Origin of the sequence: Clostridium sp. DMHC 10 (genome assembly GCF_001270375.1) — a bacterium.
GTDB lineage: Bacteria > Bacillota > Clostridia > Clostridiales > Clostridiaceae > Clostridium_S > Clostridium_S guangxiense.
Genome location: NZ_LGVB01000015.1, coordinates 2926016 through 2944266, shown reverse-complemented (window position 1 = coordinate 2944266; position 18251 = coordinate 2926016). Strand labels below are relative to the sequence as shown.

The following is an 18251-nucleotide window of genomic DNA, read 5'->3' as shown; positions in this document are numbered from 1 at the left end:
TTAACTATTTAATCAGAAATTATGTACCCTTTTCCATTAAGTTCATCTATTATTTTGTTCAAATCATCTTCATTATCTGCACTTATAGTATGAAGATGAACACCACCTGTTAAAATTGATAACGGTTCAGCTCTATGCTTATTAAGTTTTTCCATAAAATTCTGAACATCATATGGTGTTTTAACCATAAGTACTCCTCTTATCTCTCCATATAAAGAATGTTCTATAATAACATCTTCAACTGTCCCTCCAAACTTCACTATAGAATTTAATTCATCCTCTATTTCTTCTGGTCTATGAGATACTGCTATTACCCTTTTTATAATGCTTGTAGTACTCTTATTTATTATATACCCTTTAGGTGTAGCAAATATATCACAGCCTTCTGCTCTTAATATAGCAATATCCTTAACAATTATTTGACGTGTTACTCCAAATTCTTTTGCAAGTACACTTCCTTTTATTGGTTTGCCCTTGTCCTCTAACTCTTTTTTTATAGAATTTCTTCTTTCATCAGAATTCATAATTACTCTTCACCATTCCTTAATATCAGTTCCTATCATCACACTTTTTTAGTATATCTAACTCTAAATTATTACTCATCTCTCTATTATGATGATTATTTACCATAAATAAAATCTGCTCATTTTCATTAATTCTTTTAAGAATTTGAAATCCTTCATATCCATGATTATAGTAAATATATATTTTTTTTATTTTTTTAAATTTTTTTATCTTACTTCTTGTTATCTTATCTAAAATAACTACAATTGACTTGTCTATTAAAGTTATTGGTACATTTATTTTACCTATATCGTGTAAAAGAGCTGCCTTTACTAGATTCTTTGAGTTGACTAAATTAACCCTACATTCTTTTTCTACATCTCTTGCAACATTAATTGAATGCTTTTGTTCATGAATAGATAATTTATTAAATAATGCCATTTCATCATTATTTAAATGTTTTTCAATATATATTTTATCATTTATATTAACCTTTGCAATTGCATAAACAAAAAACTGTTTTATTCTATTCATTTTAATCACCTCAACACTTTAATTGTATTATTATAATTAAATAACTTCAACCAATATATAAAAAAAAGCATAAAAAAATAGCAGTTATAAAACTGCTATTTTTGGTGGAGAATAAGAGATTCGAACTCTTGACCCCCTGCGTGCAAGGCAGGTGCTCTCCCAGCTGAGCTAATCCCCCAAATGGTGGACCTTCAGGGACTATTTTTCTTTCACCCAATGGGTGAAAGCTGAATTTTGAAGGAACGTATATTTATCAATGCTTTGAGGGTGGTTTATAAAGTACTGACGTAGAATCTCAGATTATAATATTATGCATATTAGTATGTCAAAAATTTTGTTAAAATATATTGAGTTTTATTAAACCATGAGAGTATAATATAAGTTAATGTGTTGTACTGACTGGTCATTAAATTATTATTACTAAGTTTAGTAATAAAAATGTGGAGTGATTATATGAATAAAACTAAGAAATCCATATTTGAATCTGCCTTAAGTATATTCTCTAAAAATGGATATAGTGAAGCAACGATGGATGATATAGCTGTTAATGCTGGAGTTGCAAAGGGAACTCTTTATTATCATTTTAAAAGTAAAGAAGAGATATTTAAATATGTAATTTCCGAAGGTATGAATCTTATAACGGAGGAAATGGAAGAAGCAACAAAAAATATAAACAATCCTATAGAAAAGATTGTTGCAGTTTGCAAGGTTCAGTTTGGGTTATTATATAGAAATAAGGATTTCTTTAAAGTTGTAATGAGTCAATTGTGGGGTCAAGAATCGAGGCAATTTGAATTAAGAGAAGTTGTAAGAGTTTATGTTGGAGAAATAGAAAGATTCTTAAAAGAAGCTATGGATGCTGGGGCTCTTAAAAAAGGTGAAACTGAATTTATGGCATATACGTTATTTGGAACAATATGCTCAGGAGCAGTTTATGAGCTTATAAATGATGGTGAGAAAAAAATTGATGATTTAGTGGAAAACATAACGAGTTACATTTTAAAGGGAATAGAAATATAATAAAATTCATTATTTAGAATCGGTAAATATATCGATTCTTTTTTTGCGCTTTTTTAGTATACTTCAAATTAACAGACTATTGACAATCTTTCCAAAAAGATGTATAACTAAACTGACCAGTCAGTTCATACAAAAATGGGGGTGGTTTAATGAATTTCCTTAGGATTGCATGGCGGGATATTAAAAGTATCTTAAAAAACAGATTTATAAGGGTGTCTGTAATAGCCATTATAATTGTACCTTTGTTATATAGTTTACTTTATCTTGCAGCATTTTGGGATCCTTATAGTAAACTAAAGAGTGTCCCCGTTGCAGTTGTTAATCTGGATAAGGGTGCTACTAAAGATGGGAAAGATGTTAATTATGGTGATGATATTGTTAAAAAACTAAAAAATAATAATGAACTGGGCTGGAAATTTACTACTTATAAAGAGGCCGATTCGGGGACTAAAGGCGAGAAATACTATGCGGAGTATATTATTCCTGAAAATTTTTCAGAAAAAAGTCATTAGTGCAAAGGATAAAAAACCAGAACAAGCAAAAAATTTTGTATAGGGATAATGAAAAAAGAAACTTTATAATGTCTCAAGTTAATTCAAAAGCTGAACTTGCTTTAAAGGATGAAATTGCAAGGACAATAACTAGTGAGTACACTAAAGTTACATTTGACAATTTATACGACGTTAAAGATGGATTTAAAGCAGCGACTTCTGGAAGTAAAAAATTAAGAGATGGACTTTCAAGCGCTAAAACTGGAAGTGAACAGCTTAAGAATGGCATAGGTCAAGTTAAAGACAAAATGCCACAGATTCAAAGTGGAACTAAACAGCTTTATGATGGAGCAAATCAGCTTGTAGATGGAATTAACACAAATGCTGTTGACAAGAATGGTAAACCACTTGGTCTCCAAAATGGAGCTCAGCAATTACACAATGGACTTTATGAAGCTGCTTATGGAGTAACTTCGGCACAGGGGCAAATATCACAAGCTGTAGCAGTTTTAAATGGACAAAAAGGTATTGCAGCTTTAATCAACATCAACAATGCAAGAGCCCTTAGAAGTATTATGGGCAATGCAAGTTCACTTTCACAAGTGGATTTAAGCGGCTTAAATAATGTTTTGCCATTTATGAACTCAAAAAATTTATCTACAATTAATAAAACAGTAGCAGACTTCAATTCTATTAACTTAAATTCAATACTAGCAATTCCAAAACTTGCAGAATTAACGACACCAGAAAATATAAATAATATAAATAATTTACTTAATGATACAAGTACTTTAAGTCAAGTGGATATGAATAAACTTTACCCAATAATGAAGCTTATGGAGAATACAAAGCAGTTAAATGATTTATTAAATCAGGCACAAGCACTTGGTAAAATGGATACAAGTTCATTAAATTCAATAAAAACTTTATTGAATACAAAAAATGCACAGGTTTTGAGTCTTATGCTGCGAGGTGCCAGCAGTAGTTTGGGAGGACAAAATGGAAAAAATACAATTGCTTTTATAAATCAGCAGAGTAGTTCTTCGGAGAATTTTGTAAGATCAGCAGCTGCTTTAAGTGAAGCTTATAATAAGTTAAACAGTTTGCAGTTAAGTGATGAGCAAAAAATTCAAGCTCAAAAAGAGCTTTTGGATAATTATAATAAACTTGTAACAGATACAGCGGCTTCAATGAGTGCTTCAAAAGGTACTATGACTAATATGGCAAATTCGCTTCAAAGTATGAATACCCTAATAGATAGCAATAGTGAAGTTATAAATGGAGCAGAAAATGCCCTGCAGTCATCAAATATAAATTCAGTTAACAGTATGATAGGAGCCTTAGAACAGACACAGGAGAGCATTAATTCACCTGAAACAACGCAAACTATACAAACAGTACAAAGTGCTATGTCACCTTCAAATATACAATATATTCAGCAGCTTGTAGGTCAATTTAATACCATGAAGACAGATCTTGACAAGAATAAAGATAATCTTGCAGCGGTTAAAGGTCTTTTGGCAGCAGTTCAGTCTAATGGTGGAGCTAAGGATGCTATTGCCAAAATAGCTGTATTACAAGATGACATGCAGCAAGCACAGCCAATAATAAGTACATTTAATACTATGATGAATGACCCAAAGATTAAAGCTCAGCTTGCAAATGCACCGCAGCTTTTGACGCAAGTTACTAAGGTTCAAAAACAACTTAAAGATAACCAGAAATTACTTGATGTTGCACAGGATGAACTGAATGATGGAAATATTCAAATGGCAAACAATCTTATAGCACAAATTCCTACTATGACAGGGAAGTTCAACGAGCTTGCTTCAGGAATGAATCAGTTAAGCTCTGGCTCAAGTGATTTACTTGCTGGTGTAAAAACTTTATCAAATGGATCAACTAAACTTAGAGATGGTATAGGTACGTTAAACAGCGGAATTCCTGCTCTTACTGATGGAGCTAATAAGCTATACAGCGGTTCAAGTGATCTTAATAATGGAATTGGAAAACTATATGATGGTTCAGATGAATTAGCTTCAAAATTACAGGATGGTTCAGATAAAATAAATAAAAACCTTGTAAACACAAGCAGCGATATGGCTAAGTTTGTATCAGAACCGCTTGCAATGAAGGATGACCCAATTGGGGCAGTTAAAAACTATGGAACTGGTTTTACACCTTACTTTATACCTCTTTCCTTATGGGTAGGAGCTATAATGATGTTCTTTGTAATTACAGATAAGGTTGATGATGATATAAATGCGAGCCCAGCTTCTGTTGTTGCAGGTAAATTCATATCCTATGGTTATATAGGTATAATACAGGCAATTTTAGCAAGCGCAGTAGTGCTGACACTGGGACTTAAACCAAAGAGTTTAATTCTCTATTTCTTATTTAATATATTTATGGCCTATGTGTTTATAGCGATAATTCAATGCTTGGTATTTTTACTTGGAATGGCGGGTAGACTTCTTTCTATAGCAATTTTAATATTGCAGCTTACTTCCTGTGCAGGTACTTTCCCGCTGGAAGTTGTGCCAAAATTCTTTAAGGTTATAAACCCATTTATGCCATTTACCTATTGTGTATCGGCAATTAGAGAAATTATTGCAGGAGTAAATTATGCAACATTGTCTAAGGATATAGCAATACTTGCTGGAACTATGTTTGTATTCCTTGGTATATCAATGGCACTTAAAGGCCATGCAGATAAGGTTAAGGAAATAATACTAGAAAAGAAAGACGAAAGTTTAACAATGTAAAAAAATACGAAGGAACAGTACTATTTTATAATTTCTTTGTTCGTATAATTGATATTAAGAGCCAAAAACCAAGAATTGCTGCTATGGCATAGCCAGTTATTCCTATTATTGATATTCCATACATTTTAGGACCAATGTTTGAATGCAATATTAAAGAAGAACTTATTATCATTGAGGAGATTATAAGTGAGAGAACAATTCTGTTTACCATCTTGTTTATTTCATTTATAGGTTCCTCAATGTTTTTTATGTTAAATTGAATTTTCGCTCTTCCTCTCATAAGCCCGTTGCTTAGCTCTATTAATTTAGAAGGGAGCTTTGAAGAATTCTTTAAAAATAAATATGAATTTAAAAGTGCTTCATTAATATTAAAATTTTTAAGTATAGAGTCGTTATTTTGAGATTTAACAAAAGGAATTGCCACGTCCAATACAGAAATATCAGGGGAAATTTTTGCAATTACGCCTTCTAGTATAACGCATCCTCTTACAAGTACTATTAGATCTTTAGGAAGACTTATGTTATTTCGCTTTGCACAATCAAATACTTCTTGAAGAAATTGTGATATTTTTATGTTTTCTAGTGAAGCAGAAAGATAGCTAGAAAATATGTAATCTATGTCTTCATAAAGCTCATTTCTATCTACATAACCATGACGTATTCCAACCGCCATAATGACGGAAATTATCTTATCTATATCATAATAAGCCACAGATAGAATCATATCATTTAAAGCATTTTTTAAGCCTTTTGATAGATTTCCCATGAGACCAAAGTCTATAAAGCATATTTGTTTATCCCTAATCAATATATTTCCGGGATGAGGGTCGCCATGGAAAAATCCATCTTGAAAAACCTGTTTAAAATATGAAAGGGCAAGTTTTTTTCCAAGATCATTTAAATCGTAATTTTCAGCAGTTAGTTTTTTTATATCATCTATTTTGAAACCATCTATTTTTTCCATAGTTAAAACATGTTTCGTACTTAATTCATGGAATATATATGGACATGTTACAAAGGATACATCCTTATTAAGCTCTTTAAAATGCTCTATGTTTTTAGCTTCAATATTAAAGTCTAATTCCATCTTTGTAGACATTGATATTTCGTCCAAAGCCTCTACAGGGTTTATTATAAAGTCTGTAAATTTAGCCTTTGTAAGGTTAGCTAATTTATACAATATCGATAAATCTAACTTCATCTTTTCCTCTATGTTTGGACGCTGAATTTTAACTATGACTTTTTTCCCATCCTTTAAAGTGGCCTCATGAACTTGAGCAATGGAGGCGCATGCAAGAGGTTTTTTGTTGAATTTTAAAAAGGTTTCTTCAATAGTTTTATGAAATTCGCTGTTAAAGATAGTTTCTATAGTATCATAGTTTTCCTCTGGAACTTTGTCTTGAAGCTTAGACAATTCTTTTATGTAAGAATCTGGGATGATGTCAGGACGTGTGCTTAGAATTTGACCTATCTTTATGAAGGTAGGACCTAACTCTTCAAAGGCTCTCCTTAAATTCTGCGGGAACTTTTTTTCTCTATTTTTTTTAGAGTCTACAAGATAGCCAAATCCGTAAAAGGCAAGAACCTTTACTATTTCTCTAAATCTTTGTACAGACTTTTTCATAATGGTGACCTCACTTTTAACTGGAGTTTAAAAATAATATTTATATAGTGAAACGAAGGAAAATCATCCACCACTATACTCGCTAATCTGTGCTCTATGTAAATGCTGGCAAAAATATTTCCACTAATTTAAAATTTATAAGTAGTTTCACTTTATAAAAGCCCTAACAAAAAGTCGGGGCTTTTACATTTATTATAGTAAATTTATCGGTTACTGATTTAGTTTTTCTTCTAATTTGCTTATTCTTTCTTTTAATTCAGATAAATCCTCTTTAGTAGCAAAATTAATTTCCTTTAAAGCAGCTGTTAAATCTTCTTTAGTCAAAGGTTTAACTTTGCTTACTTTGTCGCTTACTGCACTGCTTTTTTCTTTTAAATTCTTTTTAAGCTCTTGTGACAATTCTTTTCCCTCATCAATAGTTAATTTACCCTTCTCAACAAGATCATCAACTACCTTTGAAGCCTTTTCATAAGTATATGCAGCAGAGCCCAATCCTGCAAGAACAACTTTTTTTAGTTCGTCTACCATCAAATTCATCCCCTTTATATATATTCCATACTTATAACCTAATAATATCAGAATGAGCTACCTTTGTAAATTAAAATGGGCATTATTTGATAGAATTATCAAAATATTAATAATTGGCTGTGTTTTAAAAGAATGTTCGTATAATAATTTTATATTTGCCATAAGCATAAAAAGTTATGCAATCTGGTATAATATTGTAGGTTTATTTCTAATAATATATATTGACATATTTGGCGTTTAGTAATAAAATATTAACTTGTGATAGTAAAATAAAATGTATGCGCTCGTAGCTCAGTAGGATAGAGCAGCGGTTTCCTAAACCGCGTGCCGGAGGTTCGAATCCCCTCGGGCGCACCAAGCTATTGAGAATACTACATTTAAACGGTATATAAGTACAGTTTAGATGTGGTTTTTTTATGCTTAAAATTAGCATTAAACATTATCCTAGAAACTCACTTTTATTAAGAATACTAAAATAAGAAAGTGAGTGAAATCAATGTCTAAGGTCAAATTCAATTCTAATAATTCAAATGGTCTAAAGCCACTTAGTGAAATAGACCATACTATCAAAGGTACTATAACAGTAGGTCAATTCTTAGTAGTACACAATAAATTCCTAAATGATAAAAAGCTTGAAGGTCTAAGCGAGAGAACTATTTCAGATTATTTAAAACACATGAAATTTTTTAAGCAATATATTTTAAATATTCAGCGGTCTAATGTAGACCAATGCTTAATTGATGGGCAATTTTTTAAGGAATATTTATATTATATGGTTATGGAAAAGCAATATAAACCTTGCACAGTTAATTTAAGAGTATCTACATTAAAATGTTATTGCAATTGGCTATATAAAAATGGATATACCAAAGAAAATTATAGTTTAGCAATTAATAAAGTTAAAAGACCACAAGACACAATAAAACCCCTTCGTGATGAAGATGTAAAAAAAATGCTTAATCAACCCAATCGCAATATTTATGCAGGATTTAGAGATTTTACGATTATGGTTATTCTACTTGATTGTGGCATAAGAATTCAGGAACTATGTAATACATTAGTTTCAGATGTAGATTTAAAAAATGCAACTTTAAATGTTAGAGCAGTAGTAAGCAAAACACGTAAAAGTAGAGAATTGCCACTTGGAAAGCAAAGTGTAATGCTTTTAAAACAGTTGATAGATATTTCTGTAGAAAATAAGTGTAATTATGTTTTTATGTCAAGCAATACAGGTCTTAAATTAAATTACAATGTTGCAATTAAAAATTTTGAAAAGTATGGCAAGAGTGCAGGAATTAAAGTAAGATGTACACCTCACGTATGGAGACATACATTTGCAACAAACGCAGTAAAAGCAGGTATTGACCTGTTTACACTTCAGAAAATTTTAGGTCAGAACAATATTACAACCACAAGACAATATGTTCAATTGGAAACATCGGACTTAATTAAAAAGCATAACAAAATAGATTTTGTTGGTAGATATTTAGGAGGTAGAAGATAATGACTATTCACGAAAAACTCTATAACTATTATTACTCAATCCAAAGCAAAGAAATGCAATCTGAAATTCAAGGTTGGAAACCAATGAAGATGAAAAGTGTTAAGGCTGCAATAAAGATAACATTTAAGAATGGTGATTGGTTAAGAGTATACCAGCAAGATGGCTCGGTTGAGTGGTACTAGAAACAAAATAGGCTGATGTTCCGTTAAAACACCAACCTATACAACAATTGAATAAAGATTTACGAAACCTCTATTCTAACAAATTTGATAATTCCATTTTACTTCAAAAAAAATAGAATTTCAAGAGGTTTGGTATCATATTGCCTTTTTTAGATGATATGTTAGTTATTTGGCACTGGAATAACTATAAAAATCTCCAGTAGGTGACATTGAGCCGATGCATAAAATCAATGGGGATAAGACAATTACTGTTATTATATGCTTACACCTTAATCGGGTTCAGATGTCCGTTTATGCTAAATTATCTGGGGTGGTACATTCGGATTAGATTCGGCATTAATGTAGCTTATAAGGCACTCTATGGGCGAATAGTAGAGTAAAAACATTAATACAATAACAGTACATTACGAGAGGGAAACTTCAGCACATACCAAACATTATGTTAGTTTGCTCATGATTTTTTAGGGCAAACTAGCGTTCACTTCAAGGTTGCTTAGCAAACCCAAACATTATCAATCTTAAATTAAAAGTCAAGCTTAAATTTAAACATTATTTCTTGTTTGTAATTCACCTTTAAACCGCTTGAAATCCGAAACTAGGGCAGTTACACCTATAGAAGTAGAGCGTACTGGAGAGGATAATGGAGGGCATAAGAGGACAAGTAAAATATTTTATATTTATACATTTCATCACACCCATTTCTTATTCCTTATTGCGTTTAAAGAATGACTATATTGCTTAATTACAGACATTAAAATATATCGGACATACGGTATATTTGATAGTACAATCTACAGTAATTAAAATTAAAACTATTATTCTTTAACACGATTAAAAATGTATATTTTTTCCAATTATGTGCTATAATAAAATCACAATAGTTATTATGATTGGGGGGATATATTATGATTGAAAAATATCTAATTTCTACGTGTTTATTTATAATTGACGAGTTTAATACCAGATTACAAGAAAAAACAATAGAAGAGAAAAGAGATATGGCTAATGAAGAATTTAGTGAAGCGGATTTAGTAGTAAGATTAGGATATCCATTTAAAAATATGGCAAATTTTAATATGCAAGGGAAAGGACACGATATTGTTGTTAAGCAAAAGGGTTTTAAAATAGAAGTAAAATACTTAAGGAATTTTAATAGTTACAGTCAAAGCAGTAAAGCAAGAAATAAAACTTATAAATCAAATAAAACTATATGGTATGATGCATTTCAGAAAGATTTTGATTGGCTATGCAAAGAAATAAAAGGTGGGCAAAAAGGGAACGTAGCATTTGTAATTGGTTGGTTTAATGTTGTGGATTCATTTTCAAAGATATTACAATTAGGACAAGGCAAGGGGTGTTGCCCTAAAATAAACACAGAAAGATGTAATCTATTTCCTTTTATTAAATATAATATAAAAACAATGCTTACAAAAGATATAGAATACAGATATTATAGAAATCTGAAAGAATATACCGTAGATATAGCTGATATAGATGATGATATTAATTGTATGTTTATAGGTAATAAAAATGATGTATTTCATTTTGCTATATATTATTGAAATAGAAAGATTTGAATAACTTTATATCTGAATATTTAAATTATAAAAAAGGGTATTGTATAAAATGTGGTAAAAAAATAGAACAAACAAATAATAAAAAAAAAGTATTGTAAGAAATGTGCAAAAGAAATTCATATAAGAAAAACAATAGAAAATCGAAAAGTTGCAAATAGAAAATCTTCTGTAAGTATTGATATATCTATGTTTGAATGATATACCTGAAATTTTCTTTAAGGGAAGGGAAAAGTATAAGAAATACAAAGGTTTTATAACTTTTCACTTTTAGAAGTAAATAAAATAAGCTTTTTAACTGAGGTGGAAATTCCCCTTGAGTAAAATTTTTTGGATATAACAAAACGGGATTTCCGCAGATGTGTGTCTAGTGCCACATGTGCGGATAACGATATTATATGGTGGTTAATACCATGCTTGAAATTTCTTGTAGGGGTATCAAAATGCTATACCTTTGTAACTATTATGGTTACGAAAATATTGCAAAATTTACACACTTTTTTTATTTTGTACCTTTCCAAGCTAGTAATATCAATACTTGTAGCAGTAGGGGGTCACTTATATAGGTAGAGCATAATTTATAAAGATAAAAAATTATAAAAATACCTAAAAATGAGTAAAAAATCACACACTCCATATTTTGGCAAATAACACAGCAGTTGATATGACTACGCTTAAATGGTGATACTTTTTAATTTGCCTCGGTTGTATAGGTAGGACAAATTTTCAGTCACCTTTACATACTGAACGTAAGAACGGCGTTGAGTGCAAGGGCGGAATTTTCCGTAAGTAAAAAGGATAATTTCTCTGTTTTCTATACTTGCTTTTTAATCAATCTGTTTTTGTCCTATATACAATTATTCACAAAACACATTATAGTTCAATTAAAACGAAAGTATAGCAAAAAACTACCTATAAATCGCATGGTTGAGCCATTTGTAAGAATGTTTCCACACCATGTGCCAACCGTTGATATGTAAGGGTTTGTGGAATATTAGATTTATTTGCTTAAGTAATAATATTTTGCACTCCACTTTCAAGGGGATGTAATTAACGTTCCCTTCAAAGTAAATGCAAAGTTGAGCGTCGTCACCGAATACGATGCTTGAATATATTCGCGGTCGGTGAGATACCTTTTTTTCGTATCGGATATTTGACATTTATCGTCGTTAATTGAATTTAGAGATACCATTCAAAGTTAGTAATATCAATGCCTTATCAAATTTATCTTCTTAGGAACTATGGATAGAAAAAATAAGAGAAAAATAAAATGTTAAGAAAACGTAAAACATGCTGTAAGCTAGATATATCAATGGTTGCAAGGGCATTTTTATAAAAAATTTCCATTTTGTAATATGTATAGAGAATAAAAAGAAAATAATCAACCAAAAATATTTTTATATTGCTTAAAGCTAGTAATACCAATGGATTCAAAAAATAGCCAAGTGACGTTATATGGTAGAGTAAAAAGTGAACTTTTTGAAAAAATTATAGCCTTAAAATGCAATAAAAACAAGGAAAATATGAAATGTGCTAATTGACATATAAGGGGAGACAAAAAAATTGAAAATCTAACGTTGAGGTCATTGGAACCGAAGCAAACTTGTATTCACCAATTAGGTCAGTTGGGCTAATCAGTCCAAAAATAAAATGTTAAAGAAAGGGAGAAAAATAGAAAATCTTCAAATTAGCTTATACCAACGGTTTCGAGAGTTTTTTATGAAAAATTGCATATTTTCTAATATGAGGAGTAAGAGCCAAAATGTCACGAAATAGAAAAAACCTACAGACTATATATATCAAGGATTACAGGATACATTGTTACTTTAATGTGTTGAAGAACGACTGATATATAATGGATTGATGGATTTTACTCGTAAGTCTTTAAGGGAAAGAAGAAAATAATATTAAACAATGTAAGAACTGTGGAGTATTAATTCAAGCTAAAAGTAACAAAAAGAAATATTGTAATGAATGTGCAAAACAAATTAAACTTGAGAATGACAGAGAAATACAAAAAAAAAAGATATAAAATTCTCGCAAATAGAAAACCGCTGCAAGCTAGATATATTAACAGTTTACGGGTTTATGCGTTTTTTCGTTATATGGTATATAGTAAGGAAAATAAAATGTAATCATTTTAAAAATCTTTTACAACTATTGATATATCTACTCTCAAGAGGTGTAGTTAAAATTCTCTTTAAAGAAATAAAAAATGGTATAATAATAAAAATCGGACGGATTAGGAAACCGCTACAAGCTAGATATGCCAACGGTTTACAGACTTGTGCGATCTTTCGTTATATGAAGTAAATAAGTAAATATTAATAAACGATTTGAGGCACTATAAAAATGGTGTTTGAAATGGGTTATTAATACCCAGAAAGTTGTAATGTTATTCATTTCAAGGTAAGTTTTCGCCATTTTGTAGCAGGTTCAAACCCTGTCGCCTCCAAGCAATTGTATAAATGGCTGTGCTATGGGAATTAATACATAGCAATTATTTTTGCAGGTTGGAAAACTGTTTTTAGTTTCTTTATATATATTTCATAGTCCTTATATTTTTATAGGGACTTTTTGTTGTGTAACGAAGGAAACCACTTGCTAAGCAAGTGGAAGAAAAAAGGCTTATGCCGTTGAGCAGAAAAAACTCCTATGTTAAAATAGAATGCAGGTCTAGCCAACCGCAAATATGAAAACATAGGAGGATGTCTAATGAAAGAAACACAAATAGTTTATCTCATACAACAATAATATTATTATAGGGTATATGAAAACTACATTAACTGTGCATTGTGAATTGATTTTAAGTAGGAGATGAAAAAATTATGGCCATTAGATTGGAAATTGATAAACTTGAAAATGCGCTTAAAAGAGATCCCTTTGAGGACTATAAGGAATATGAGAAAAGAATATTAAATATAAAGTCAATGCCAATTGGAAAAGGAAGTTTAAGCGAAAGTGATTTTGATTCCGAAACTGGGTTTTGTTACATAAAGATACAATGGTATGGAGTTAATTATATTGAGAAAATCAGCAGTAAATACTTTTTTTTGTGTTTTAAGTAAAGAAAATTTAAATGGATATATAGATTTTAGTAGCAAATATGATGTATATGCTTCTTTTACCGCTGTTGGAGATAAGGTATATATAAATGAAGATAATGTAATGATAAGTATTAATGGATATGATTATAAAGTATATTGTATGAATTTAGTCAAAAGTTTATTTGAAGATGAAGAACAATTTGGACAAAGGATAAGAAATATGGGTGAAATACCCATTGGAAAGATAAGGATAAATAAGTATAAGTATGATATAAAATCAAAATCAATTATTTTAGAAGTTATGTGGAATATTATAGATGAAGTAATTGTACCTGCAGTATATGGAATTTTCGCTGTAATAGATAGCTCAGAAAATAAAAAAATTATATGAAAATAATATGGAATATACCCTTTATGGAAAGTTAATGAGTTTAAATAAAAAGATAAAAATTGATATGGGAAGTATGAACATTAAAGTCGATAACAGTGAAATAAGAATATATGCTATTACTATTAACAAAAATGATTTTTATGATGAAAATAATTTTAGAGAAAATTTATTAAAATTAAACTGCACTAGTGCTGGAAGAGCAAAATTAAATCCAGCTAGTTATGATTATGAAAACAGCATGCTAAGTTTTGGCGTTACTTGGAAAAAGTGGACAACAAACTTTTGTGTCAAATTTATGCTCGTTTTTTATAAAAATTTCTAGAGATGAAGTAAAAAAACTGTTTATGGGTGGAAATGAGTATGATATTTATATAAATTTTAAAATTGAAGAAAGCAGCATTACAATTGGAAAAATAATCATGATAAATTTTTATAAAGATATAGAAGTTAAATTTAGAATTAAGGATGAAGAAGTAAGTATGCAGGAAATGATAGAAGCTGCTATAAGTGATGAAAAGTGCGAAAAGTTAAATCTTATGAGATATATAAATGAGAAGGGTAAATATGGATACATGGACAGTACAGAAAGAAAAGTAATAATAGAGCCTAAATTTGATTATATAGGGATTTTTACAGATGAGGTTGCTAGGGTGAATATAAACAATGCTTGGGGTTTTATTGATAAAAGTGGAAAAGTAATAATAGAGCCTAAATTTCAACATGTAAGGGATTTTCATGAAGGTTTTGCAGCTTTTATGGTAAAAAGATTTGGAGTGAAAAAATGGGGATATATAAACAGAGAAGGTAAGGTTACAGTAAAACCAATATATGATGAAGCAGGGGACTTTAGAAGTGGTATTGCAAATGTAAGATTAAAAAAACCATTTGGAGAAAGCAAGGAATTAATCATTGATTGTAATGGAAAAATAGTATCAATTAATGGCTAACTAAAAAACTATTTAGAAAAATTGCGAAGTAATACTAAAAAGTAGTATTACTTCGCTTTCACAGTAGCACAAATAAAAAATTTCTTCGTAATTTTTTATTGTTCTAAATACTTTCAATAGCAATCAATGCTGCGCCTATTGCGCCCACTATTTGAGGTTCTTCTGGTATAAATATTTTGCTTTGCAGTTTTTCTTCAAGGCATTTTACAACTCCTATATTTTTTGCAACTCCTCCAGTCATCATATAGCCTTCTTCTTTTCCAACTCTGTTTACAAGAGCAGAAGTTTTGGTTGCTACTGCTTTGTTAAGACCGTGAATTATGTCTGGAATTTCCTTGTTTTGAGCAATTAAGGATACTACTTCAGATTCTGCAAATACACTGCATATACTTGTTATATCTATATCTTCTTTCCAAACTAGAGATTTTTCGCCCATTTCATTTAGAGGAACTTCAAGACTGTGGCTCATCATTTCAAGAAATCTTCCAGTTCCGGCAGCACATTTGTCATTCATAGCGAAATCAACTACATTTCCTTTATCATCAAGTTTTATTGCTTTGCTGTCTTGACCACCTATATCAACTATGGTTCTTACACAATCGTTCAAAAAGTAAGCAGCTTTTCCATGACAGGTGATTTCGGTTACTTCTTCATCAGCGAAAGGAATGCTTACACGTCCATAACCTGTTGATATTATTTTTGAGAGTTTGTCTTTGGTTAGATTTAATTTATCAAGAGCTTCTTTCATTGCACTTTCTGCACCATTTTGACTTTTGGCACCAGTTCTTACTATAGAGGAGGAGAGTATTTCTCTATTTTTATTCATTATTACTACATTAGTAGAAGTTGAGCCGCTGTCTATTCCAGCTACTAAAATGTCTGCATTTGTATTGGCAAAATTAACTTTTTTACAATTGTCATTTTGATTATTTTTTGTCTTAAGAGTTTCTACAAAAGCTTCTATTCTTGTTTTCATTTGACCATTACCCTTCTCTGTATAATCAGTTTCGATTTTTAGCATTGGCACTGAAATTAAGTTCTTTAACTTTGCATATTCAAAGGAATAAGCATCACAAAACTTTGTAGTATGATATATTATGCCGTCTATATTACTTAAATTTTCATTTAAAACTTTAATTCTATCGCCGTTTTCAACCATTCTCATGCATGGAAATGAATTTAATAAAAATGATGAATAATTTAAAAGATAATCTTCTTTTGCATTAAGCTTAGTTGATTTTGAAAAATTGCCAGTGCATGTGAAATTAAAATTTACGGCAGCACCCGCGTCTTCAATTTGATTTAATGTTGTATCTTTTACCCTAGAGCCCATAAGAGCAATATTTAAACTTGCCTCATCTTGTTTTTTAGGTTCAGCACCTGAATTAACAAGGTTGATAAATTTGTCATCGTCAAAATCATTTCCTGTGAAGTCTTCCATTGCCTTTATAAATTTTGTGATTTCTTTTTTCATCATTAAATCGGAGGCTTTATTCCTTTTTCTTGGAACGTCTATAAGGTAAACAAAATTGAATTTATCATTGCTTTTTAAAACATCATACAGTCTTTTTATACTATCACAGCAATTTACAAGAACTATATTGTATAGGTTTGAATTTATGCATTCTTCAAGTACAGCTTTTGCATAGGTGCATATATTAGGATGCATTAAGGTTTCAGCTTTGTCAAAACCTCGAACGTTTGGGTCTATTTTTATAGCTTTTTCTCCAAAGGCTTCTATAATATGAAAAGGTGTATACTTACAAACATAACCTATCATTTCGCTACCCCCGATTTACTTTCAAGTATTTCCATAAATGCTTCTAGTCTTGTTTTTATTTGACCTTCATGAGCATTTCGTTTGTCAACGCCATCTCCATCTATTGAAAGATAAGGTATATCTTTTTTCTTTAAAGCTTTTTTTAAAAGCATAGTTCCACCGCTGCATTCTTTACAGCCAAAGGAGCATAAATTTATAACTCCATTTGCTTTAAAATCCTTGGCCATTTTTGTTACATTTTCTATTTTTCTTTGAAAGGGACCATTAAGTCTGTTTGAAAGAAGTTTTTTTGCAACTGCCTCATAAGGATGGTTAAAATCCATGCTGTCAATATTATCAAAATTATAATCGCAGGCTAAAATTTGATAATCAGGGTTAAGGTTAAAATATTTTTTTAAAGTAGGGCTGTAAAATGGCATCACATGACTCCATAAAATTCGTTTTCCAGTATAAGCAGGAGAACTTTCTATATCATTAGCCTGCATTTTATAAAAATCAAGAACTTCTTTTGTACCAAGACCTGAATGGGAGGCAAATAATCTGTACATTTCCAAAGTTAAAGTGTTTGGAAAGTATTTTTCTTTAAGACCATCATAAAATTTACGCATATATTTTTTTGTTTCATTTTCAATACTTATTACTTCTTTAAACTTTTCTTCATCAAATTTTGAAGAGGTTATGTCTTCTATAAATTTAACTATTTCATGAAGCTGCTCTACTACGTATATTTCTGTATCTTTATTATTGTCATAGGGTATGTCAAGATAATAATAAGGAATTTTATATTTATTAGAAATAAATCTAACTGTATTTAGATTTCCGTCACATATCATAGAAGAGGTTAAAGCAAATTTTGCTTTTGGTATTACGTTGGCTTCTACGGCTCCTACAAAGGCTTTATGATAACTGCAAAGTGTATCTGATATTCCCGATTTTTCTGCGTAATCTATAAAGGCATCTTCACATTCAATACCAGAAAGAAAAGAAGAAAAGCCTTCCATTAAAAATGGATTTATATTAAAAACATGAAGTATTTCAGTTGGTGCAAATATAGTTACAAAAGCTGAAGTTGATGGATTTTTAATAGGATTAACTATAAAGTTTAAGCAAAGCTTATTTAAATAATTAAGTGAAGGGGGGAGAGCTTTGTCTTTTAGATGGGATACTAAAAATTTTTCTAGTGAAAACCCTGCCTTTAAAAGGCTTAAGGCTTTAGATGGGTTATCAATATTTTGTTTTATATACTTTCCGTACGATTTAACTAAATTCATTTTTATATCCTTTCTATAGATAAACCTTGTAACCTAACGAAATTTATGTTCATCTAAATGTCTCCAAGACGACATTTTGGTACAAATGA

Annotated in this window: 16 protein-coding genes and 2 tRNA genes; 11 read left to right on the top strand and 7 right to left on the bottom strand. The window is 30.3% G+C overall.

Annotated features, from left to right (window positions below; all coding sequences use genetic code 11):
- Positions 1-8 precede the first annotated feature (8 nt).
- The 3 genes from AGR56_RS16145 to AGR56_RS16135 all read right to left on the bottom strand — a co-directional run bounded on the left by AGR56_RS16145 (position 9) and on the right by AGR56_RS16135 (position 1216).
- Positions 9-524 carry a transcription repressor NadR gene (locus AGR56_RS16145; RefSeq protein WP_053243077.1) on the bottom strand — a complete coding sequence of 172 codons (516 nt, stop codon included), beginning with the start codon at positions 522-524 and terminating at the stop codon, positions 9-11.
- Positions 525-549: 25 nt separating this feature from the next.
- Positions 550-1038: an HD domain-containing protein gene (locus AGR56_RS16140; protein WP_231017658.1), complete on the bottom strand. Its 489-nt coding sequence runs from the start codon at positions 1036-1038 to the stop codon at positions 550-552.
- Between the two features lie 102 nt (positions 1039-1140).
- Positions 1141-1216: transfer RNA gene (locus AGR56_RS16135), tRNA-Ala, on the bottom strand.
- A gap of 275 nt (positions 1217-1491) precedes the next feature.
- Here AGR56_RS16135 and AGR56_RS16130 point away from each other — a divergent pair.
- The 3 genes from AGR56_RS16130 to AGR56_RS16120 all read left to right on the top strand — a co-directional run bounded on the left by AGR56_RS16130 (position 1492) and on the right by AGR56_RS16120 (position 5314).
- A complete protein-coding gene (locus tag AGR56_RS16130) occupies positions 1492-2058 on the top strand; it encodes a TetR/AcrR family transcriptional regulator (RefSeq protein ID WP_053243075.1) in 567 nt (188 codons plus the stop codon).
- A 149-nt stretch (positions 2059-2207) separates the two neighbouring features.
- Complete coding sequence (locus AGR56_RS16125) at positions 2208-2570, top strand: YhgE/Pip family protein (RefSeq protein WP_053243074.1); 363 nt, start codon at positions 2208-2210, stop codon at positions 2568-2570.
- A gap of 35 nt (positions 2571-2605) precedes the next feature.
- The gene (locus AGR56_RS16120) at positions 2606-5314 is read left to right on the top strand and encodes a YhgE/Pip family protein (RefSeq protein ID WP_207642180.1); all 2709 of its coding nucleotides are present in this window, start codon (positions 2606-2608) and stop codon (positions 5312-5314) included.
- Positions 5315-5339: 25 nt separating this feature from the next.
- On the opposite strand, the gene AGR56_RS16115 is transcribed toward AGR56_RS16120, so the two are convergent.
- Together AGR56_RS16115 and AGR56_RS16110 are read right to left on the bottom strand one after the other, a co-directional pair.
- Positions 5340-6941: an AarF/ABC1/UbiB kinase family protein gene (locus AGR56_RS16115; RefSeq protein ID WP_198150098.1), complete on the bottom strand. Its 1602-nt coding sequence runs from the start codon at positions 6939-6941 to the stop codon at positions 5340-5342.
- Positions 6942-7148: 207 nt separating this feature from the next.
- Positions 7149-7466 (bottom strand): phasin family protein, encoded by a 318-nt coding sequence (locus tag AGR56_RS16110; RefSeq protein ID WP_053243071.1) that lies wholly within the window; start codon positions 7464-7466, stop codon positions 7149-7151.
- Between the two features lie 280 nt (positions 7467-7746).
- Here AGR56_RS16110 and AGR56_RS16105 point away from each other — a divergent pair.
- The 8 genes from AGR56_RS16105 to AGR56_RS16070 all read left to right on the top strand — a co-directional run bounded on the left by AGR56_RS16105 (position 7747) and on the right by AGR56_RS16070 (position 15111).
- Positions 7747-7823: transfer RNA gene (locus tag AGR56_RS16105), tRNA-Arg, on the top strand.
- Positions 7824-7962: 139 nt separating this feature from the next.
- Positions 7963-8970 carry a tyrosine-type recombinase/integrase gene (locus AGR56_RS16100; RefSeq protein WP_053243070.1) on the top strand — a complete coding sequence of 336 codons (1008 nt, stop codon included), beginning with the start codon at positions 7963-7965 and terminating at the stop codon, positions 8968-8970.
- Positions 8970-9152, top strand: a complete 183-nt coding sequence (locus AGR56_RS16095) for a hypothetical protein (RefSeq protein ID WP_053243069.1) — start codon at positions 8970-8972, stop codon at positions 9150-9152. The genes AGR56_RS16100 and AGR56_RS16095 overlap by 1 nt, the downstream gene beginning before the upstream one ends.
- Positions 9153-10057: 905 nt before the next feature.
- Positions 10058-10714 (top strand): hypothetical protein, encoded by a 657-nt coding sequence (locus AGR56_RS16090; RefSeq protein ID WP_053243068.1) that lies wholly within the window; start codon positions 10058-10060, stop codon positions 10712-10714.
- Between the two features lie 2840 nt (positions 10715-13554).
- The gene (locus AGR56_RS16085) at positions 13555-13794 is read left to right on the top strand and encodes a hypothetical protein (protein WP_053243067.1); all 240 of its coding nucleotides are present in this window, start codon (positions 13555-13557) and stop codon (positions 13792-13794) included.
- Positions 13751-14164: a hypothetical protein gene (locus tag AGR56_RS16080; protein ID WP_053243066.1), complete on the top strand. Its 414-nt coding sequence runs from the start codon at positions 13751-13753 to the stop codon at positions 14162-14164. Before AGR56_RS16085 ends, AGR56_RS16080 begins: the two co-directional genes overlap by 44 nt.
- 34 nt (positions 14165-14198) lie before the next feature.
- Positions 14199-14486, top strand: a complete 288-nt coding sequence (locus tag AGR56_RS16075; RefSeq protein WP_207642179.1) for a hypothetical protein — start codon at positions 14199-14201, stop codon at positions 14484-14486.
- On the top strand, positions 14449-15111 hold the full coding sequence (locus AGR56_RS16070) for a WG repeat-containing protein (protein WP_053243064.1): 663 nt from the start codon (positions 14449-14451) through the stop codon (positions 15109-15111). Before AGR56_RS16075 ends, AGR56_RS16070 begins: the two co-directional genes overlap by 38 nt.
- Positions 15112-15214: 103 nt before the next feature.
- Here AGR56_RS16070 and AGR56_RS16065 read toward each other — a convergent pair whose 3' ends face one another.
- Both AGR56_RS16065 and AGR56_RS16060 read right to left on the bottom strand, forming a co-directional pair.
- On the bottom strand, positions 15215-16891 hold the full coding sequence (locus AGR56_RS16065; protein WP_053243063.1) for an acyl-CoA dehydratase activase: 1677 nt from the start codon (positions 16889-16891) through the stop codon (positions 15215-15217).
- A complete protein-coding gene (locus tag AGR56_RS16060; RefSeq protein ID WP_053243062.1) occupies positions 16888-18162 on the bottom strand; it encodes a 2-hydroxyacyl-CoA dehydratase family protein in 1275 nt (424 codons plus the stop codon). Before AGR56_RS16060 ends, AGR56_RS16065 begins: the two co-directional genes overlap by 4 nt.
- Positions 18163-18251: the final 89 nt, after the last annotated feature.